Genomic DNA, 19,122 nt, shown 5'->3' with positions numbered 1-19,122 from the left:
AATGAAATGCCATGTTCGGATTTTGGAAACACCCCGGCGACGCGAAAGGTTGCCGAATCCTGTCCGGGGTGGCGCGCCCGGAAGGATCCGGGCGCGGGCCGGTCAGGCCAGCCAGGCGCCGGCCTGGGTCAGGTCGTCGGGGGACAGCTCATGTCCCGCGGCAAGGGTGCGGCTGTCCAGCTCGGCACCCCCACGGCGCAGCGCCTGTTCCAAGGCCGGTGCCATCCGGCCGAACATGTCGCGCGCCCCGTTCAGCATCAGCACCCCATGCCCGGCAAGCGCCCCTTCGGCGGGTTCCGGCGGGTTTTCAAGCGCCTGAACGGCCCGCAGCAGGATGGCGCTGCGGATCGCCTGCGGGTGAAGCTGCAAGATCGCACCGATCAGGTTCGCACCGTTCGAATAGCCAAGATAGGTCATCCGCGCGGGATCAAGGCCATAGGACCGCACTGCGTCCTCGATGAAGGCGACAAAGGCCTCGGCCTCGGCGCGGATGTCTTCCTGGTCATAGGTCACGGCATCGAAACGACGGAACCAGCGGTTGATCCCCTCTTCGGTGGACCGTCCGCGAACCCCCAGCAGCGTGGCGTTCGGGGCCAGCCGATGGGCCAGCGGCATCAGGTCGGTCTCGTTCCCGCCGGTCCCGTGCAGCAGGACGATGGTGCTGCCATCCGGGTTTTCCGGTCGGTGGAAGCGGTGGACGAAATGCAGGTCGCGCATGGGACTCCTTTCCTCGCCCGGCAGGGCGAATTGCGGCAGCAGGACACGCAGATCCTCGGCCCGGGCCGCGTCTTGGGGGGGAACGAACAGCGTGGTGCCCAACTGGTCGGGCGCCTCGTCCAGGGTGAAGCCGGGACCGTCGGTCGCATATTCCAGCAGGATCGAAGCGGGATCACGGACGTAAAGCGACAGGAAATACTTCCGGTCGTGAACGCTGGTCACGTCGGTGTCCTTCAATGCCAGACGCATCCGGCGGACCGCATCCGCATCCACGGCGCGCAATGCGACATGGTCAAGAATTCCGGTCCCAGGAATGCCCGCGAAAAAGCCCGAGCCGTCGCGGATGTCGATCACGTCCGTGTCCGAAACCATGCGCCGGACCGCGCCCTCGACCGTGCCGGGACGATATCCGAACTGCCCCAGGAACGCCGCTGAATCCGCGAGCTTCTCGGTCATCAGCGTGACCGAACGCAGGCGCGTCGGCGCGAGCGGATCCGGCAGGGGCGCGGCCGCGGGCAGGTCGATGCCGACCAGCTTCACGGTCACCCCGTCCGGGTCTTTCAGCCGCAGCACCGTCTCTCCGAATTCACGGGTCGGCCCTTCGACCGGGACGTGCGCGGTCATCGCGCGGACAAGCCAGGTCCCGATGCTGTCGGGTGGAACCGCCAGCGCGATTTCCGAGACCTGACCATGCCCGACCCGGCCCGGCGCGCCGTCTTCCCACACCAGGAAAGTGACCAGCGAACCGGGCGAGGCCAGCGCATCGCCATAGAACAGGTGCAGCTGCTCGGCATCCTCGAACCCGCCGGTCCGCTTGACCAGCCGCAGGCCCAGAAAGCCGGCATAGAAGTCGACATTGGCCTGGACCCGGCGGGTGATGCCGGTGACGTGGTGGATGCCGGTCGTCATGGTTTATTCTCCTTTCGGGCCCTCCTCATGGGCCAGGACTTTCTGAACCGCCGGGTCGGCGGCAATGCGGTCATGCAGAGCCGTGACATTGGCCCAGCCGGAAATGCCTTCGGGCAGAAGCTTTGCCGCCCAGCGGATCATCGGGAAGGCATAGGCGTCGATCACAGATCGCTGCGCCAGCACCCATTCCCGCCCTTTCAGGTGGTCATCAAGCAGCGCCAACTTGCGCCGGACCAGCTTGCGACCCGCTTCCTGCACGGCTTCAAGATCGGCCTTTTCGCGGCTGGTCGTATAGCGCTGCGGCATGAACAGCGGGAAGAAGGCGGGGTGAAGGTCGCCGGTGAAGAAGCTGGACCAACGGTCCAGATCGGCCTGTGCACGGGGATCGTCGCCGCCACCCAAACCCGCCTCGGGGTGGATCCGGGCAAGGTGATGCAGGATCGCGCCGCATTGCGTCAGCAGCCAGCCATCGTCTTCGCGCAGGGCGGGAACGGCACCGGCGGGGTTCACCGCCAGAAGCTCGGGAGAGCCGAATTCGACCGGCACCGCCTGATAGGGCGCGCCGATCCACTCCAGCGCGATATGGGGCGCCAGCGAGCAGGCGCCCGCATGGAAGAACAGGGTAGGCATGGGCAATCTCCGTTTCTTGTGCAGGTTACTTAGCACGAAGAACGGACTTGCCCACGGCCCCCGCGCGCAACCCGGTGTTTGGTCGGCGCGAACGGCCCGTTCTCAGGCGGCGGAATGCGCGCCCTTGGCCAGATCCGAGACGAAGCCCAGGATCTCGGGCACCGACCGGCGCTCGCCGATCAGGCGCACGATCGCCGAACCGACGACGCAGCCATCCGCGACGCTCGCGACCGCCGCCGCGGCCTCGGGGGTCGAGATGCCGAAGCCGACCACGACCGGCAGCCCGGCCGCGGCGCGGATGCGCGCAACCTCGGGTGCGACCTCGGCCGCATTGGCGGCGGGACCGCCGGTGATGCCGGTGACCGAAACGTAGTAGACGAAGCCGGAGGTGTTCCGCACGACTGCCGGAAGGCGCTGGTCGTCGGTCGTCGGCGTCGCAAGACGAATGAAATTCATCCCGGCCTTGTTGGCAGGAAGGCAAAGCTCGCTGTCTTCCTCGGGGGGCAGGTCGACGACGATCAGGCCGTCGACGCCCGCCTCGACCGCCTCGGCGATGAAGCGGTCAACCCCGCCGTCGCGCGCATAGATCGGGTTGTAGTAACCCATCAGCACGATCGGCGTGCGATCGTCCCCCGCGCGGAAGGCCCGCACCATGTCGAACACGCGCGAGACGCTGCCACCCGCCTCCAGCGCGCGTTGGCCGGCGGCCTGGATGGTCGCGCCATCGGCCATCGGATCGGTGAAGGGCATGCCCAGCTCGATCACGTCGACGCCCGCATCCGGCAGGCCGCGCATGATCTCAAGCGAGGTGTCGAAATCGGGATCGCAGCCCATCATGTAGGCGACAAATGCCTTGCCGCCGGTTTCGGCAAGCCGTGCGAAGGTGTCGTCGATTCTGCTCATTTTTCCCCGGTCCCCGTCAGCCAGTTCGTTCCGCCGTCCAGCGTTATCCCCAACGCCCGGTAAAGATCAACGGCCCGCACTGGACTTGGGGCGCGTCCGCCCATAAAAGGCGCGAGATTTCCGGGAAAAGGGGTGCATCATGGGCTTTCGTATGGGGATCGTCGGGCTGCCGAACGTGGGCAAGTCGACGCTGTTCAACGCGCTGACCAAAACCGCAGCCGCGCAGGCCGCGAACTTCCCCTTCTGCACGATCGAGCCGAATGTCGGCGAGGTCGCGGTACCCGACGCGCGTCTGGACAAGCTGGCCGCGATCGCGGGCAGCAAGCAGATCATCCCGACCCGCATCACCTTCGTGGACATCGCGGGGCTGGTGAAGGGCGCGTCGAAGGGCGAGGGCCTGGGCAACCAGTTCCTCGCCAATATCCGCGAGGTGGACGCCATCGCGCATGTCCTGCGCTGCTTCGAGGATGGCGACGTCACCCATGTCGAGGGCCGCGTGGATCCCATCGCCGATGCCGAGACCATCGAGACCGAGCTGATGATCGCCGATCTCGAAAGCATCGAGCGTCGGCTGGCCAATATCCAGCGCAAGCTGAAAGGCGGCGACAAGGAAGCCGTGGCTCAGGAAAAGCTGCTGAAGGCTGCGCAGTCCGCGCTTGAGGCTGGCAAGCCCGCCCGCACGGTCAAGGTCGATGACGAGGATCAGAAGGCCTGGGGTATGCTGCAGCTTCTGACCGCGAAGCCGGTCCTGTTCGTCTGCAACGTCGAGGAAGACAAGGCGGCCGAGGGGAACAGCCAGTCCGAGCGCGTGGCGCAGATGGCCGCCGAGCAGGGCGCGGGCCATGTCGTGATCTCGGCCAAGATCGAAGAGGAAATCAGCCAGCTTCCCGCGGACGAAGCCGCGATGTTCCTTGAGGAAATGGGCCTGCACGAGGCCGGGCTCGACCGACTGATCCGCGAGGGCTACAAGCTGCTCGGGCTTGAGACCTATTTCACCGTCGGTCCCAAGGAAGCCCGCGCCTGGACCATCCATCAGGGCACGCTGGCCCCGCAGGCGGCGGGCGTCATCCACGGCGATTTCGAACGCGGCTTCATCCGCGCCGAAACCGTCGCCTATGAGGACTATGTCACCTACAAGGGCGAGGCCGGTGCGCGCGAAGCAGGCAAGTTCCGGGTCGAAGGCAAGTCCTATGAGGTGAAGGACGGCGACGTTCTGCATTTCCTGTTCAACGCCTGATCCGCGGCGGCTTGCCGGGGTCCTGCCCGGCAACCGCAAGCGATCCGCACGACAACCGCTGCCGCGCTTGCCTGATCCTGGGCGTCAGGCGCGGCGGGACGTGATACAGGCATCGGGATTCCCGTCGCCATCCAGGTCCTGGTCATTGGCGATATACCGGTCGTCGATCGAAACGGTAACCTCGGCCTTGTCAGGATCATAGCCCTGCCCTTCGGGGAAATCGACGACGGGCAGGTCCTCGGCATGGGTGGTCATGTTCGCGCCCTGCAAGAAAACATGGCTACGGACCCAGACCTGTGGACGCCTGCCGCAATGCGGATTTCACCCAGAGCAGGGTCTCGTGTTCCGGCGTGCGCGGGCTTGAACAGGGTGGAAAGGCAGGTGCTGGCCCGCGGATGCGGCCTCTGTCACGGCGTTTCCATTTGGATTCCATCGACTTCCGTGTGCCCGCTTGCACGCGGGACGCTTGATTTTTGCGGAATCGGGCGGTTGACTGGCTATGATGCCAACCTCATGCGGGGACCATTCATGGTCAGCACTTTGAACAGCCTGCAATCCTATGCCATCGGACTTCTGCGGATCATCGCCGGCCTGCTCTATCTTGAACACGGCACGCAGAAAATTCTGAGCTTCCCCATTCCCGGACCCGAGACGCTTTCTGGCCTGACCCTTCTTTCGGGCATTCTCGAATTCGGCGGTGGGATTCTGATCGTTCTGGGCCTTTTCACGCGGCCCGTAGCCTTCATCCTGGCCGGTCACATGGCCTTTGCCTATTGGATGGTGCACGCGCCCAAAAGCTTTTTCCCCGTCGCCAATGGCGGCGATGCGGCCATCCTTTTCTGCTTTGTCTTTCTGATGCTGGTCACGACCGGCCCCGGCGCCTTCGCCCTGGGCCGCGACCGGCGCTGAGGCGGCATCTCCCGCGCAAGGCATGACGCCGCCCGAAGGGGGCGGCGTCGTTGCCGGTTTCAGTGGTTGTGGCGCGGCGGCGTCGAGGAGATGCGCTGGAAATCCTCGGCCCCGCGAATGGTCGCGCCATCCTCAAGCTGCGTCACCGTCTCGCGGTAGATGCGTTGCCACGGGGTGCGCGACGGCGGCACGGCCGGGATGCCATCAGCCTTGCGGCGGGTGATCTCGGCGTCATCGACCAGCATGTCGCAGGTGCCCGCGTTCAGGTCCAGACGGATCACGTCGCCGGTGCGGACCCATGCCAGACCGCCACCCGCCGCGCTTTCGGGCGAGGCGTTCAAGATCGAGGGGCTGTCGGCTGTCCCGGATTGACGCCCATCGCCCAAGGTCGGCAGGCTGGTGATGCCGCGCTTGATCAGATGATCCGGCGGCTGCATGTTCACCACCTCGGCCGAGCCCGGCCAGCCCAGCGGACCCGCGCCACGGATGACCAGAATGGACCGCTCGTCGATCCCCAGTTCCGGGTCGTTGATGCGGGCATGGTAGTCTTCCGAGCCGTCAAAGACGAATGCCTTGCCCTCGAAGATCCCTTCACGGCCCGGTTCCGACAGGTAGCGGGTACGGAAGTCGGCGGAAATCACCGAGGTCTTCATGATCGCGAAATCGAACAGGTTGCCCTTGAGGACGAAGAAGCCCGCGCGTTCCATCATCGGATCGGCATAGGGCTTGATGACTTCGCGGTCGGTCGCCTCAAGGCCTTCAAGGTTCTCGGCCATGGTCTTGCCGCTGACCGTCGGGCAATCGCCATTCAGTTTCCCGGCCTGCAGCAGTTCCCACATGATCGCGGGGACACCGCCGGCGCGGTGGAAGCGCTCGCCCAGATAGGCACCGGCTGGCTGGACGTTCGCCAGCAGCGGAATGTCATAGCCATGCGCCTGCCAATCCTCGGGGCGCAGATCGACGCCCGCGTGCTTGGCCATCGCCATGATATGGGGCTGGGCGTTGGTCGACCCGCCAATGGCCGAGTTCACCCGGATCGCGTTCAGGAAGGCTTCGCGCGTCAGGATGTCCGAGGGGCGGATGTCTTCCAGCACCAGTTCCACGGCGCGGCGGCCGGTGCGGTAGGACATCTGGCCACGGGCGCGATAGGCGGCGGGAATGGCAGCGCAACCGGTCAGCGACATGCCAAGCGCCTCGGCAATCGCGTTCATCGTGCTCGCCGTGCCCATCGTGTTGCAATGGCCGACCGAGGGGGCCGAATCCAGCGCCGCCTCAAGGAATTCCTCGCGCGTGATCTCGCCTGCCGCGTATTTCCGGCGCGAGCGCCAGATGACGGTGCCGGAACCGACCAGCTCACCATCATGCCAGCCGTCCAGCATGGGGCCGCCCGACAGGACAATAGCGGGAATATCCACCGTCGCCGCCGCCATCAGCGCCGAAGGCGTGGTCTTGTCGCAGCCGGTGGTCAGCACCACGCCGTCGAAGGGATAGCCGTAAAGCAGCTCGACCAGACCCATATAGGCAAGGTTGCGGTCCAGCGCGGCGGTCGGACGCTTGCAGTTCTCGAACAGCGGATGCGAGGGGAACTCGATCGGAATCCCGCCCGCGTCGCGGATGCCGTCGCGCACGCGCTTGGCCAGATCCAGATGGTGGCGGTTGCAGGGGTTCAGGTCGCTGCCCGATTGCGCGATCCCGATGATCGGCTTGCCCGAGCGCAGTTCCTCGGGGGTGGTGCCGTAGTTCATGAAGCGCTCAAGATACAGCGCGGTCATGTCGGCATGGTCGGGGTTGTCGAACCAGTCCTGCGAACGCAGGCGGCGAGGTGGCTGATGACCGGTCGTCATTTGCTCTCCTGTGCGGGGGCGCCCGCATTCATCGTTTCCAGATGCAGCAGCAAGCCGCTGTGATCCGCGTCACCGTTTCCGGCGGCGACGAACTCGGTGAACTCGGTGCGGACGGTCTCTGTCAAGGGCAGCGTCAAACCCGTCGCCTCGGCCAGCACCGCGACAGCATCCAGATCCTTCAGTTGCAGGCGCGACGGGCCACCGGGGGCAAAGTTCCGCGCGACCATGCGGCCGCCATGCAGTTCAAGGATCCGGCTTTCGGCGAAGCCACCACGGATCGCATCGCGGAATTTTGCGCGATCCGCGCCGCCCGCTTCGACCAGCATCATCGCTTCGGCCACCGCACCGATGGTGACGGCGACGATCTGCTGGTTCGCCAGCTTGCAGACCTGCCCCGCACCGGCAGGGCCGACATGGGTCAGGCGTCCCAGCGGGGCAAAGACATCCGCCAGCGCCTCGATCACCGCGGCATCACCGCCCGCCATCAGCGCCAGCGTCCCGGCCTCGGCGCCCACGACACCGCCGGAGACGGGGCTGTCGACATGGGCAAAGCCCAGCTCCGCCAATTGCCCGGCATGTTCCCGCGCCATCTGCGGTGTGATCGAGGACGTGTCGATGATGACCGCAGCCGGTGCCAGCGCCTCGGCCACGCCGCGCGCGAACAGGACGTCGCGGACGGCATGGCCGTCCGAAAGCATGGTGAAGACGACCTCGGCCCCGGCGACGGCCTCGGCTGGGCTTTCGGCCACCGTCGCGCCATCGGCGGACAGCGCCTGCGCCTTTTCAGGGGCACGGTTCCAGACCGTTACCGGGAAACCGGCCGCAAGCAGACGGCGCACCATCGGTGCGCCCATCAGCCCGGTTCCCAGAAACGCGATGCGTTTCATGTTCCCGTCGGTCACAGCTTGCCGCCCAGTTCTTCGTCGATATGGACGCGGATGATCTCGTCAAAGCTCGACTCGGCGGTGAAGCCCAGCTCGCGGGCGCGCTTCGCCTCGAAACCAGGCGCCCAGCCCTCGCACATGCGCATGATCATCTCGTTCGGCTCGCGGCGGATCAGGTTCACGGCCTTGTCCCCGGCGACACGGCGCAGCGCCTCGATCTGCTCGCCCACCGTGGCACTCAGGCCCGGCATCGACAGGTTGCGGCGCGGTCCGACCAGATCGACATCGATGCCGGCGGCGTGCAGCATGAAGCCAACCGCCGAACGCGGCGAGGTGTGCCAGTGGCGGATCGATTCCGGGACCGGCAGCACGGCTTCCTGCCCCACCAGCGGCTCGCGCAGGATGTTCGAGAAGAAGCCCGAAGCCGCCGCGTTCGGTTTGCCGGGGCGGATGCAGATCGTGGGCAGGCGGATGCCGATGCCGTCAAAGAAGCCGCGGCGCGAATAATCGGCCAGCAGCAGTTCGCTCATCGCCTTTTGCGTGCCATAGCTGGTCAGGGGCGTGGTGTGGAAATCGTCCGGGATCGGGAAGGGCAGCGGCGCGCCGACCACGGCGATGGACGAGGCAAACACCACGCGCGGGCGGTAGCCGTCTTCCTTCTGTGCCAGACGGATCGCCTCGAACAGCGCGCGGGTACCGTCCAGGTTGATGCGGTAGCCCTTTTCGAAGTCCAGCTCGGCTTCGCCCGACACGATCGCGGCAAGGTGATAGATCACGTCGGGGCGGGTCGCGATCAGGCGCTCGGCCATGCCCGCGTCGGACAGATCGGCGGTCAGGCAGGTCACCTTGCCGGTGAAGCCCGCGGGTGCTTCCGGCTCGAACACGTCGACAAGGGTCAGCGCCTCAAGCGGGCGATTGTTCAGCGCGCCGTCCGCGACCAGCCTTTGCGTGAGTTTGCGCCCTACCATGCCGGCTGCGCCAATGATCAGGATATGCATTCCGGTTCCCCCCGAAAATGAAGACCGCAGCGGCGACATGCCGGGGCGGATTTATCTGGTTGTCTGATAACCTGATCTCTGTATGATGCAAGTCGTTTTCACGACGGACGACCGGAGGGGTCAGGCGAGATGGATCGACAATTGGAAGCGGCCGGCTTTGCCACTGGCGAAGGCGGGCGTAAGGATTTGGCGCAGCGCCTGTCCGAAATGCTGGATCCGCAGATCGTCCTGACCGGCGAAGGGATGCACGACTATTGCCGCGACTGGCATGGCGATGTGCAAAGCGACGCGATAGCCGTCCTGCGCCCCCGCAGCACCGACGAGGTTTCGGCGGTGATGCGTGCCGCCGCTGCGCTGGGGCTGGACGTGGTCCCGCAGGGTGGCCGGACCGGCCTTGTCCTGGGCGGCGTGCCCGACCAACCCGCAAGGCAGGTGGTTCTCAGCCTTGAGCGCATGACAAGCATCCGCCAGATCGACGCCGAGGACTTCTCGGCCGTGGTCGAGGCTGGCGTCGTCCTTGAGGCTTTCAAGGAAGCCGTCGCGGAAGCCGGATTGTTTTTCCCGCTGGCGCTTGGCGCGCAGGGCAGCTGCCAGATCGGTGGCAACGTCTCGACCAATGCGGGCGGCGTGAACGTGCTGCGCTATGGCATGACCCGGGAACTGGTTCTGGGGTTGGAGGTGGTTCTGCCCGACGGCACCGTCTTCGAAGGGCTGTCGCAACTGCGCAAGGACAACCGCGGCATCGACCTGAAGCAGCTGTTCATCGGCGCCGAAGGCACCTTGGGCGTCATCACCGCCATTTCGGTCAAGCTGCTGCCCCGCCCCGAACATGTCGCAACTGCACTTCTGGCCCTGAACAGCCTGCCGGACGTGATGACGCTGTATCGGCGCGCGCGGCAGCAATGCTGCGACCTGATGTCGGCCTTTGAATTCCTGCCGCCGCTGGCCTTCCAACTGGCGCAGGAGGGGATTCCCGGCCTGCAGATCCCGATCGATACCAGCCACCCGGCCTATGCGCTGGTCGAAATCTCGGGCTCCGGTCTGGTCGATATCGACGACCTGATGGCGCGCTTCCTGGAGGGCGCCATGGAGGACGGGCTGGTTATCGACGGCGTCGTCGCCCAGTCCCGCCAACAGGCCCAGAACCTGTGGCTGATCCGCGAAGGCATGAACGAGGGTCAGGCCCGCCGTGGCAAGCACCTGCGCACCGATGTCTCGGTCCCGCTGTCGAAGCTGGCCGATTTCGTGGCCGAGGCCGAAGCCGCGATCGCCAGAGACATGCCCGGCTGCGTCAGCGTGTCCTACGGCCATGTCGGCGACGGAAACGTGCACCTGAACGTGATGCCTGACACATCGCTGGGGGCGGACAGCATCGATCCGCAGATCAAGCAGGCGAAGAAGATCGTGAATACGGTTCTGGATGGCTATAAGGGGTCGATCAGTGCGGAGCACGGCATCGGGCGCCTGAAGAAGCCCGATTTCGAAGCCCGCCTGCCCGAGGCGCAGCGCCAGCTTCTGCTGGCGATCCGGCGCGGGATCGACCCGGACGGCCGGATGAATCCCGGCTGCCAGCTTGATCCCCGCTGATCCGTCACGGGAATAAGGCAAGGCAGGGGGGAGAGGCGAAACATGCAGCAGGGAATGGAACAGATCGAACGCAACACGCATCTGCCGACGCGGATTGCCAAGCAATTCGCGCAGCGGATCCACGACGGCGCGCTGAAGCCCGGCGACAAGCTGCCGACCGAGCATGCGATGGCGCAAAGCTTTGGCGTCAGCCGAACCGTGGTGCGTGAAGCCATTGCGCAGCTGCGCAACGAAGGACTGGTCGAGACGCGCCAAGGCGTCGGCGCCTTCGTCGTCGAGCGCCAGTTCCGCCATATCCGGCTGGAGGATGGCCAGCGGATGGACAAGCACGCCTTCAGCGACCTTTTCCAGCTTCGCGTACCCTTGGAGATTGAGGCCGCCGGGATCGCCGCGGCACATCACCGGGCCGAACACCTGATCCAGCTGGACGACTCGCTTGCCCGCATCGCCCTGCCGCTTGACTGGAATACCGAAGGTGTGGCCGCCGATCTGGACTTTCACCGCATCATCGCGCAGGCGACTGGGAACGAATATTTCCCGCAATTCATCGGCGCGATCGCGGACCGGGTCGGGCATGTGATCATCGCGGCGCGGGAACAGACGATGCCTGATGAAATCCGGGCCATCACCATCACCGAACACACCGCCATCCGCGACGCGATCCGGGCCCGCGATCCGGTTGCCGCGCGGCAGGCCATGCGATTTCACCTGACCGGATCGGCACAACGAGTCGGCCTTGCCCTGCGGTTTTACAATTAAATCATAATACAATCATATCTTTAAGCGAATTTTACCCGACTCTGCTTTGACGGTGGACAGAAAGTCGCTCGGCGGCTAGTTATCCGGTCATAAGGTTGTCTGACACCGCATGTGTCAACGCGGCACGGAGGCGCCGCGTAGGAGGGAGGTTTGCTTTGACTTCAACTCAAGCGTTGAAGGCGGTCGGGATATTGCCCGATGACGCCGATCGCGCGGTCCTGGTCGGACGGGTCTGGTCGCAGGCGGCCGAAGGCCCCTGCCCGGTCATTCTGCGCAATGGTGATGTTTTCGATCTGAGCGGAATTTCCGCCACCGTCTCGGGGCTGCTGGAAACCCCGGATCTTCTGACGCGCGTCGCCGCCGAGGATCTGCCCCGGCTTGGCCATCTTGACGAATTCCTGGATGGCAGCGCCGGACGGCTGCTGGCGCCGGTGGACCTGCAGGCGATCAAGGCCGCGGGCGTCACCTTTGCCGACAGCATGCTGGAACGCGTGATCGAGGAACAGGCACGCGGCGACAGTGGCCGCGCCCAGGAAATCCGCGCTCGTCTGGCCCCCGTCATCGGGGAAAACCTGCGTGGCGTGCAGGCCGGCTCGGACAAGGCCCGTCAGGTCAAGTCGCTGCTGCAGGAAATGAACCTGTGGTCGCAATACCTGGAAGTGGGCATTGGCCCCGATGCCGAGATCTTCACCAAGGCCCAGCCCATGTCCTCGGTCGGCTGCGGCGACAAGGTCGGGCTGCACCCGATCTCGGAATGGAACAACCCGGAACCCGAAGTGGTGCTGGTCACACGCTCGGACGGCACCATCCTTGGCGCGACGCTGGGCAATGACGTGAACCTGCGCGATGTCGAGGGTCGTTCGGCCCTGCTGCTGGGCAAGGCCAAGGACAACAACGCGTCCTGCGCCATCGGTCCGTTCATCCGCCTGTTCGACGGCGAATTCACGCTGGACGTGGTCGAAAAGGTCGTCGTCACCCTACTGGTTCAGGGCGAGGACGGCTTCGAGATGACCGGCGAAAGCCCGCTGGAAGCAATCAGCCGCAAGCCCGCCGATCTGGTCGGGCAGATGCGTAACCGCTCGCACCAGTATCCCGACGGCGCGGTGCTGTTCCTTGGCACCATGTTCGCCCCGGTCAAGGACCGCCGCGGCAAGGGCCAGGGCTTCACCCACGAGATCGGCGACCGTGTCGAGATCTCGACCCCGCGCCTTGGCAGCCTGGTGAACTGGGTCGACCGGTCGGATGCCTGCCCGGAATGGGATTTCGGCACCCGTGACCTGATGCGCAACCTGGTGAAGCGCGGACTGGGAGGGAAGATCTGATGAAAACCGCAATCAAGCTTTTCGACCGCGTTCTGGACGGTGTGCTGATCCTCCTGATCGGGGGCATGGCGCTGATGGTCTTTGTCAACGTGGTCATGCGCTACGCGATGAACTCGGGGATTCCTGTCACCGAAGAGCTCTCGCGCTTCTTCTTCGTCTGGCTGACCTTCATCGGCGCCGTCGTCGCCCATCGCCACAACCTGCACATGGGCATGGAGACCTTTGTCGCCATGCTCGGCCGCAAGGGTCGCATGCTTATGATGGGGCTGTCCGACCTCATGATCATCGGCTGCTCGGGCGTGCTGTTTGTCGGGACCTGGAAACAGCTTCCGATCAACAACAGCATGCTTGCCCCTGTCTCGGGCATTCCGATGTCCTGGGTCTACGGAACCGGTATCTTCACAGCCACCTGTATCATCCTGATCACGCTTGAGCGCCTTGTCCGGCTGCTGACCGGCAAGATCACCGACGCCGAGATCGCCGCCTTCGCCGGTGAATTCCACAGCGTCGAAGAGCTCGCGGAGCGCGCAGTATGACCCTGATCGTCTTTATCGCTTCCCTGATCGGGGCCATGGCCATCGGTGTGCCGGTCGCCTTTGCCCTGATCTTCTGCGGCGTCATGCTCATGACCTATATGGGCATGTTCAACACCCAGATCATTGCCCAGAACATGATGATCGGCGCAGACACGTTCACGCTGCTGGCCATCCCCTTCTTCGTCCTGGCGGGCGAACTGATGAATGCGGGCGGACTCTCCAAGCGCATCATCGACTTCTCGATTGCCTGCGTCGGACATATCCGGGGTGGCCTTGGCATCGTGGCGATCGTCGCCGCGATCATCATGGCCTCGATTTCGGGTTCGGCCGCTGCCGATACCGCGGCGCTGGCCGCGATCCTGATCCCGATGATGGCGCGCGCCGGCTATAACGTGCCGCGCTCGGCGGGCCTCATCGCTGCAGGCGGCGTCATTGCGCCGGTCATCCCGCCGTCGATGGCCTTCATCGTCTTCGGCGTCTCGGCAAACGTGTCGATCTCGAAGCTGTTCATGGCCGGGATCGTGCCGGGCGTGCTGATGGGCCTGTCGCTGCTCGTCACCTGGCTGCTGGTCGTCCGCAAGGACAAGATCGAAAGCCTGCCGAAAGCCAGCTGGCCGGATCGCGGCCGCTCGGCGGCGCGCGCGGCCTGGGCGCTTGGCATGCCGGTCATCATCCTGGGCGGCATCAAGATGGGCGTCGTCACGCCCACCGAAGCCGCCGTCGTCGCAGCCTTCTACGCACTGTTCGTCGGCATGTTCGTCTATCGCGAACTGAAGCCCTCCGAACTGCCCAAGGTGCTGCTCTCGGCCGCCAAGACCACCGCCGCGATCATGTTCCTCGTCTGCGCCGCGCTGGTGTCGGCCTGGCTGATCACCGCCGCGAATATCCCGAACGAGATCACGGGCTATATCGAGCCGCTGATCGACAACCCCAAACTGCTGATGTTCGCCATCATGGTCCTGATCCTGATCGTGGGCACGGCACTGGACCTGACGCCAACCATCCTGATCCTGACGCCGGTGCTGCTGCCGATCGTCGTCAAGGCCGGGATCGACCCGATCTACTTCGGCGTCATGTTCATCATGAACTGCTGCATCGGTCTCTTGACCCCGCCTGTGGGTGTCGTCCTGAACGTCGTCAGCGGCGTCGGCAAGATCCCTCTGGGCAAGGTCATCACCGGTGTCTGGCCCTTCCTGATCGCCGAAACCCTCGTCCTGTTCCTGCTGGTCCTGTTCCCGCAGATCGTGACGGTTCCGGCAAGCTGGCTCTACTGACACCATTCCATCTTCGCTTTTCCATCTCCTGGGAGGAAACCAAATGAAAAGCACTGCAATCAAGGCCGCCCTTCTCGTCTCGACCCTGCTTGGGGCGGCAACCCCGGCACTGGCCGATTTTCAGGACCGCAACTTCCGCGTCTCGAACGGGATCAACGAAGATCACCCGGTCAACAACGGCATGAAGGCCATGCAGGTCTGCCTGGACGAAAAGACCGGCGGCAAGATGAAGATGACCGGCTTCTGGGGCGGCGCGCTTGGCGGCGACCTTCAGGCCACGCAGGCCCTGCGCTCGGGCGTGCAAGAGGCGGTCGTGACCTCCTCCTCGCCGCTGGTCGGTATCGTCCCGGCGCTTGGCGTCTTCGATCTGCCCTTCCTGTTCCGCAGCAACGAGGAAGCCTATGAGGTCATGGATGGCGAGTTCGGCGACTTTCTGAACGAAAAGCTGGATGCGGCGGGCCTCGTCAACCTCGGCTACTGGGAAAACGGGTTCCGCAACGTCTCGAACTCGAAACAGCCGATCACCAAATGGGAAGACTTCGAAGGTCTGAAACTGCGCGTGATGCAGAACAACATCTTCCTCGACACCTTCTCGAACTTCGGTGCGAACGCGACCCCGATGGCTTTCGGCGAAGTCTTCTCGGCACTGGAAACCAAGGCGATCGACGCGCAGGAAAACCCCTATGTGACGCTGGACACCTCGAAGTTCTACGAAGTGCAGAACTACGTCAGCGAGACCAAGCACGCCTACACGCCGTTCCTGTTCCTGTTCTCGAAGGCAATCTTCAACACCTATGCGCCCGAAGAGCAGCAGGCCCTGCGTGACTGCGCTGCGGTCGGCCGCGACGAAGAGCGCTCGGTCATTCAGGAGCTGAACAAGACCTCGCTTGCGAAGGTCGAGGCGGCCGGCCTGAAGTTCAACACGATCACCCCCGAAGAACAGGCCCGCATGCTTGAGAAGTCGCAAGTGGTCTACGAGAAGCACAAGGCCGAGATCGGCGCGGACGTCGTCGACGCGGTCCAGAAATCGCTGGCCGAGATCCGCGCCAAGAACTGACCGGAACTGCCCGCGCCCTTGGCGTGGGCCTCCGACCGGCGTCTGCACGCCGACGCCAACCCGACCGGTCGCATGCCACAGCATGCGGCCGGTTTCCTTTTGGCGCTGCCGGGACGGTCGTCCCAGGCGACACGACAGCCCGCTGGTGCGGTACGCAAGGGTAGGACGCTCCCTAGCATGAGGGCCGATCCGACCGGGCAAAGCACCGATGCAAGCGATCTGAATTTTCGGGACGACAGTGTCAGTGATAGCGAAGGCTCATGTGGGACTATTGCGCCCAGTCACGAGACAGATTCTCCGATTGATCCCGGCAGGAAGTAACCGGACCACCGCCATTTTGAGCAAGCCTGACCCATCCGGAATATCAAGCGCTGGCGGGGTTGAAAGGTGGCGGAGACGAAGGGATGGGATGATCTAAGGTCCTAACCCATTATTCTCCTTGATGTACATAAGGTTAAAGTGGTCAACGTGTGTGGTTAGCGTGTGTGGTTAGCTCACTGAAAGGCTCGATCGTGCCCCAATACCTACAGAAGCGCCGTCAGGGCTGGTACTGCGTTGTAGAGGTCCCAAGATCCCTCAGGGTTAAGCTGGGCAAGCCCAGGTTCATTCAGAGCCTACAAACGGACTCCCTGAAGGTGGCAGAGGTCAGGAAACATGCCTTTGTAGCCCAGTGGAAGGCTGAGATTGAAGCCGCTCGGGGAAGCTCCACAAACTTGGATAGGGTCGTTCTGGTCAGACAGAAGATGACCGCCAAGGTGAAGCCTGATCCTACTGAGCTTGCCTTGATTCTTTCGCCTCAGTCGAAGGAAGATTTAAAGGAACTGGAACAGAACCGGCATGAACTGCTGGCTGTGCTGCACGGTAAGAAGTTCCCTCTCAAACATCACCTTTCAGACTATGAAAAGACACTGAACCATCTTGAGGCAAAGTCCAAAGACATGAGAATGTCGGACATTAAACGCTTCCTGAAGAAATTCAAATGTGCCGAAGACGCTACAAATCGAGAAGTTAAGGACTGGGTGGAACAGACTCTTATTGCTGAAGATGGCCTATCAGTTGCCACATGTAGGCGAATCGTTTCGAATCTCAGGCAATACTGGAAATACCTTGTAGACAAGAAGGATTTAAAGCTCTCCGAACCCTTCAAGGATGTAGTTCCTGCAAGGACAATGACCAGAAAGCAAGAAGTAGCGCAGCGAAGAAGGCATTTCGAACCTGACGATTACCAGAAGCTACTTGAAGCAAGCCAGGAGAAAGAAGATGCCCAACTTTCCAATCTCATTCAATTGGGAGCGTTCACGGGCTGTAGGATTGAAGAACTTTGCAGCCTAAAGCTTGAATCCGCTAAGGATGATCGAATCCTCATTGAAGATGCCAAGACCGAAACAGGATGGAGAACTGTTCCCCTGCACGATGATCTTATTGATCTGGTGGCTTCAATGAAGAAGGAAAGCAAAGACGGTTATCTAATTTCAGGACTGAGCTACAACAAGTACGGTGACAGGTCCAACGCCATTGGCAAGAGGTTTGGTAAGCTCAAACTCAAGCTTGGCTATGGTAGCAATCTTGTCTTTCACTCATTCAGGAAGGGTGTAACGACACAGTGGGAAAGGTTAGGCATAGCTGAGAACGTGTCTGCGAACCTGTTAGGCCACGATATTCCAACCATGACTTATGGTCTATATTCAGGAAATAAACTTGACTTTGCCTTGCTAAAAGAGACGATCAACAAACTCAAATGGCAAAAAACTGCATTGCATATTAGAAATTCTTCTCATGACCAGACTGATAACTTAGAAAGCTTAAGGTTCTTGAATGGCCTTATCCGCGTTCAATGATTCGCCTTTTGAGATGCTTTGAGAGTAGCGCTTAGAAAGCAGTTTACCAGAAATAAGATCGCCATAGCGACAATGTAGGTTGATTCGAATATACCTCGTTCCCTCAGGTATCTTATTTCGATCTATCGGAGCGCAAATATTGTCCTCTCCGGAAGGGACCAAATAATACTCCCTCTGACTTTTAGCGATCCATTCGCCTAATAAATCATCACCGCACTCATTGTCACCAATCCAGTAAACAGACCTATAGCACTCAACCTTAATTTCGTAGAAGATCTGCAAGGCAGGTGAGAAACCGTAGTTTGCAAATCTCGCCAGAACCTCAGGGCCAAACGCCGTATTGATGACCTCATAGTTGCTTAACAGAACCCACGGCCTAATCTGCGCATCCCCAATTCGTTTAGTATCCGCCGCCATCTCTTGGGTGGCTTTAAGAGTTTCTTTTGTAGCTTCAAGCGTTCTAGCAACCAAATAGACCGCATAAGCACTAATAGCCGCAGCAACTACCGATGTAAGTGCAGATACCCAATCAGGAATTTCCTTGAACTCAGTTCGACTGAATGCACCTAGGTAAGCAGCAACTACAAAAGCTACCAGCGCAGCAGCGATAACCGCCGTGATGATCTGATTGCGATGTAGTTGCTCTCTTAGGCGTTGCGCCTCATCGTCAGGACTGGTCATAGAAATCTACTAGCTCCGCGAGTGCCCTCGACTATATAATTTATGCGACGCATTGCACGTAGGTTCAACTGAAGAAAAGGGGCGGAGCGTACCGTACAGCGTCTTTAAGCACTCTAAGGTAGGATGGCATAGGGAAGGCCGCCACTGCCATCGCACGGTACGATAAGTTGGCTCCTAGAACATATTCACCGAGCAGTTACCCATCAGCGAATGCGACCTACAGGAAATTTCCGACTTCACCCCCTACACCCCCAGGTAGTTCCCTGCCTTCCATGAACGTCTTTGAACTCTACGGAATAATGAAAAGCAGCCCCTGTGACTTTGGCGGCGGAGATGTTGAGAGCGCGTACAGCTTGATCTACGTCATGGCAAAGGAAGGTGTCATGATTATATGGAGCGATGCTCCGATTGTACCGATTATCCTGTACTAGTTTGTTGTGAATCTCTAGCCACTCAAATGTAAGCATTTCATCTTCTACATCTACACCATGCCACCTGCTTGCAGGAGCTTGGCAAGATACCAGCCATTTGGTTTGGGTGTATGGACTGATTACCTTGATGTAACCACAACGTTGATGGTTGAAACTTAGAATTTGATCTAATGGAGTGTTGGTGTAGCTATCATCAAGAATGACTGACCGATAGGTGGTGTCTACACGATAGCGACTATTGCCAGTTGGTGTTTCGGTTTCATAAATGTTGAACCAACTAGATTTGAGTTTGAACCCATTCCTTCCAGTTGTTCGTTGTAGAACTTCACCCGTTAGTGCTTCACGACACTCCGCGAGTAGCGGTCTGTCTTGCTCTGGCACTTGATCCAGGATGATCTGGTATTCATTGCCACCATAAGCAAAGAAGCTTGTAAGTACCCGCTCTACATCATTGTCTGTAGCTTCCTTAACCGCCTTAGTTCTTCCGTCTAGAAGCTCCTTGGCTCTGGCTACAGCGTTCTTCGTGGTTTCATCTTTGGTGAGTGAACTGGCCCCCTTTTCGACCGGACACTTGGGCATAATCATGGAGGCTTAGGCATACGCCTG

The 19,122-nt window shown here is 61.7% G+C and carries 18 protein-coding genes; 9 read left to right on the top strand and 9 right to left on the bottom strand.

What is annotated here, in order from left to right; all coding sequences use genetic code 11:
- Positions 1 to 102: 102 nt before the first annotated feature.
- The 3 genes from RM190_RS14580 to trpA form a co-directional block, all read right to left on the bottom strand.
- Positions 103 to 1,626, bottom strand: a complete 1,524-nt coding sequence (locus RM190_RS14580; RefSeq protein WP_311760189.1) for a VOC family protein — start codon at positions 1,624 to 1,626, stop codon at positions 103 to 105.
- Positions 1,627 to 1,629: 3 nt separating this feature from the next.
- Positions 1,630 to 2,256, bottom strand: coding sequence for a glutathione S-transferase family protein (locus RM190_RS14575; protein WP_311760188.1), 627 nt, complete (start codon positions 2,254 to 2,256; stop codon positions 1,630 to 1,632).
- 102 nt (positions 2,257 to 2,358) lie between these two features.
- Positions 2,359 to 3,159, bottom strand: coding sequence for a tryptophan synthase subunit alpha (trpA, locus tag RM190_RS14570; RefSeq protein WP_311760187.1), 801 nt, complete (start codon positions 3,157 to 3,159; stop codon positions 2,359 to 2,361).
- A gap of 139 nt (positions 3,160 to 3,298) precedes the next feature.
- On the opposite strand from trpA, the gene ychF reads away from it, so the two are divergent.
- Positions 3,299 to 4,396: a redox-regulated ATPase YchF gene (ychF, locus tag RM190_RS14565; protein WP_311760186.1), complete on the top strand. Its 1,098-nt coding sequence runs from the start codon at positions 3,299 to 3,301 to the stop codon at positions 4,394 to 4,396.
- Positions 4,397 to 4,480: 84 nt separating this feature from the next.
- Here ychF and RM190_RS14560 read toward each other — a convergent pair whose 3' ends face one another.
- On the bottom strand, positions 4,481 to 4,651 hold the full coding sequence (locus RM190_RS14560; protein WP_311760185.1) for a hypothetical protein: 171 nt from the start codon (positions 4,649 to 4,651) through the stop codon (positions 4,481 to 4,483).
- Positions 4,652 to 4,924: 273 nt separating this feature from the next.
- On the opposite strand from RM190_RS14560, the gene RM190_RS14555 reads away from it, so the two are divergent.
- Positions 4,925 to 5,305 carry a DoxX family protein gene (locus RM190_RS14555; RefSeq protein WP_311760184.1) on the top strand — a complete coding sequence of 127 codons (381 nt, stop codon included), beginning with the start codon at positions 4,925 to 4,927 and terminating at the stop codon, positions 5,303 to 5,305.
- Between the two features lie 59 nt (positions 5,306 to 5,364).
- On the opposite strand, the gene RM190_RS14550 is transcribed toward RM190_RS14555, so the two are convergent.
- From RM190_RS14550 to denD, 3 genes are read right to left on the bottom strand one after another with little or no spacing between them, the layout of a single operon-like run.
- Positions 5,365 to 7,149: an IlvD/Edd family dehydratase gene (locus tag RM190_RS14550; RefSeq protein WP_311760183.1), complete on the bottom strand. Its 1,785-nt coding sequence runs from the start codon at positions 7,147 to 7,149 to the stop codon at positions 5,365 to 5,367.
- Entirely contained in the window at positions 7,146 to 8,036 is an 891-nt protein-coding gene (locus tag RM190_RS14545; RefSeq protein ID WP_311760182.1) for an NAD(P)-dependent oxidoreductase, read from the bottom strand. Before RM190_RS14545 ends, RM190_RS14550 begins: the two co-directional genes overlap by 4 nt.
- 11 nt (positions 8,037 to 8,047) lie before the next feature.
- Complete coding sequence (denD, locus tag RM190_RS14540) at positions 8,048 to 9,031, bottom strand: D-erythronate dehydrogenase (RefSeq protein WP_311760181.1); 984 nt, start codon at positions 9,029 to 9,031, stop codon at positions 8,048 to 8,050.
- Between the two features lie 129 nt (positions 9,032 to 9,160).
- On the opposite strand from denD, the gene RM190_RS14535 reads away from it, so the two are divergent.
- From RM190_RS14535 to RM190_RS14505, 7 genes are all read left to right on the top strand, one after another.
- Positions 9,161 to 10,618 carry an FAD-binding oxidoreductase gene (locus tag RM190_RS14535; protein ID WP_311760180.1) on the top strand — a complete coding sequence of 486 codons (1,458 nt, stop codon included), beginning with the start codon at positions 9,161 to 9,163 and terminating at the stop codon, positions 10,616 to 10,618.
- A 42-nt stretch (positions 10,619 to 10,660) separates the two neighbouring features.
- Positions 10,661 to 11,377: a FadR/GntR family transcriptional regulator gene (locus RM190_RS14530; RefSeq protein ID WP_311760179.1), complete on the top strand. Its 717-nt coding sequence runs from the start codon at positions 10,661 to 10,663 to the stop codon at positions 11,375 to 11,377.
- 155 nt (positions 11,378 to 11,532) lie between these two features.
- Positions 11,533 to 12,699, top strand: coding sequence for a fumarylacetoacetate hydrolase family protein (locus RM190_RS14525; RefSeq protein ID WP_311760178.1), 1,167 nt, complete (start codon positions 11,533 to 11,535; stop codon positions 12,697 to 12,699).
- Positions 12,699 to 13,235 carry a TRAP transporter small permease gene (locus tag RM190_RS14520; RefSeq protein WP_311760177.1) on the top strand — a complete coding sequence of 179 codons (537 nt, stop codon included), beginning with the start codon at positions 12,699 to 12,701 and terminating at the stop codon, positions 13,233 to 13,235. Before RM190_RS14525 ends, RM190_RS14520 begins: the two co-directional genes overlap by 1 nt.
- Positions 13,232 to 14,509, top strand: coding sequence for a TRAP transporter large permease (locus RM190_RS14515; protein WP_311760176.1), 1,278 nt, complete (start codon positions 13,232 to 13,234; stop codon positions 14,507 to 14,509). Before RM190_RS14520 ends, RM190_RS14515 begins: the two co-directional genes overlap by 4 nt.
- Positions 14,510 to 14,552: 43 nt before the next feature.
- Positions 14,553 to 15,566, top strand: a complete 1,014-nt coding sequence (locus RM190_RS14510) for a TRAP transporter substrate-binding protein (protein ID WP_311760175.1) — start codon at positions 14,553 to 14,555, stop codon at positions 15,564 to 15,566.
- Between the two features lie 512 nt (positions 15,567 to 16,078).
- Positions 16,079 to 17,404, top strand: a complete 1,326-nt coding sequence (locus RM190_RS14505; protein WP_311760174.1) for a tyrosine-type recombinase/integrase — start codon at positions 16,079 to 16,081, stop codon at positions 17,402 to 17,404.
- Here RM190_RS14505 and RM190_RS14500 read toward each other — a convergent pair.
- Complete coding sequence (locus tag RM190_RS14500) at positions 17,369 to 18,085, bottom strand: hypothetical protein (RefSeq protein WP_311760173.1); 717 nt, start codon at positions 18,083 to 18,085, stop codon at positions 17,369 to 17,371. The two genes, RM190_RS14505 and RM190_RS14500, sit on opposite strands and share 36 nt — an antisense overlap.
- Positions 18,086 to 18,321: 236 nt before the next feature.
- On the bottom strand, positions 18,322 to 19,101 hold the full coding sequence (locus RM190_RS14495) for a hypothetical protein (protein ID WP_311760172.1): 780 nt from the start codon (positions 19,099 to 19,101) through the stop codon (positions 18,322 to 18,324).
- Positions 19,102 to 19,122: the final 21 nt, after the last annotated feature.

It is taken from the genome of Paracoccus broussonetiae (genome assembly GCF_031854425.1).
Taxonomy (GTDB): domain Bacteria; phylum Pseudomonadota; class Alphaproteobacteria; order Rhodobacterales; family Rhodobacteraceae; genus Paracoccus; species Paracoccus broussonetiae.
The sequence above is the reverse complement of the archived record's forward strand: the minus strand, read 5'-3'. Positions and strand labels throughout refer to the sequence as shown.

Excerpts from the sequence above, each read along its gene's own strand:
- RM190_RS14580 (WP_311760189.1), bottom strand. The coding sequence starts at position 1,626 with ATGACGACCGGCATCCACCACGTCACCGGCATCACCCGCCGGGTCCAG.
- RM190_RS14575 (WP_311760188.1), bottom strand. The coding sequence starts at position 2,256 with ATGCCTACCCTGTTCTTCCATGCGGGCGCCTGCTCGCTGGCGCCCCAT.
- trpA (WP_311760187.1), bottom strand. The coding sequence starts at position 3,159 with ATGAGCAGAATCGACGACACCTTCGCACGGCTTGCCGAAACCGGCGGC.
- ychF (WP_311760186.1), top strand. The coding sequence starts at position 3,299 with ATGGGCTTTCGTATGGGGATCGTCGGGCTGCCGAACGTGGGCAAGTCG.
- RM190_RS14560 (WP_311760185.1), bottom strand. The coding sequence starts at position 4,651 with ATGACCACCCATGCCGAGGACCTGCCCGTCGTCGATTTCCCCGAAGGG.
- RM190_RS14555 (WP_311760184.1), top strand. The coding sequence starts at position 4,925 with ATGGTCAGCACTTTGAACAGCCTGCAATCCTATGCCATCGGACTTCTG.
- RM190_RS14550 (WP_311760183.1), bottom strand. The coding sequence starts at position 7,149 with ATGACGACCGGTCATCAGCCACCTCGCCGCCTGCGTTCGCAGGACTGG.
- RM190_RS14545 (WP_311760182.1), bottom strand. The coding sequence starts at position 8,036 with ATGAAACGCATCGCGTTTCTGGGAACCGGGCTGATGGGCGCACCGATG.
- denD (WP_311760181.1), bottom strand. The coding sequence starts at position 9,031 with ATGCATATCCTGATCATTGGCGCAGCCGGCATGGTAGGGCGCAAACTC.
- RM190_RS14535 (WP_311760180.1), top strand. The coding sequence starts at position 9,161 with ATGGATCGACAATTGGAAGCGGCCGGCTTTGCCACTGGCGAAGGCGGG.
- RM190_RS14530 (WP_311760179.1), top strand. The coding sequence starts at position 10,661 with ATGCAGCAGGGAATGGAACAGATCGAACGCAACACGCATCTGCCGACG.
- RM190_RS14520 (WP_311760177.1), top strand. The coding sequence starts at position 12,699 with ATGAAAACCGCAATCAAGCTTTTCGACCGCGTTCTGGACGGTGTGCTG.
- RM190_RS14515 (WP_311760176.1), top strand. The coding sequence starts at position 13,232 with ATGACCCTGATCGTCTTTATCGCTTCCCTGATCGGGGCCATGGCCATC.
- RM190_RS14510 (WP_311760175.1), top strand. The coding sequence starts at position 14,553 with ATGAAAAGCACTGCAATCAAGGCCGCCCTTCTCGTCTCGACCCTGCTT.
- RM190_RS14500 (WP_311760173.1), bottom strand. The coding sequence starts at position 18,085 with ATGACCAGTCCTGACGATGAGGCGCAACGCCTAAGAGAGCAACTACAT.
- RM190_RS14495 (WP_311760172.1), bottom strand. The coding sequence starts at position 19,101 with ATGATTATGCCCAAGTGTCCGGTCGAAAAGGGGGCCAGTTCACTCACC.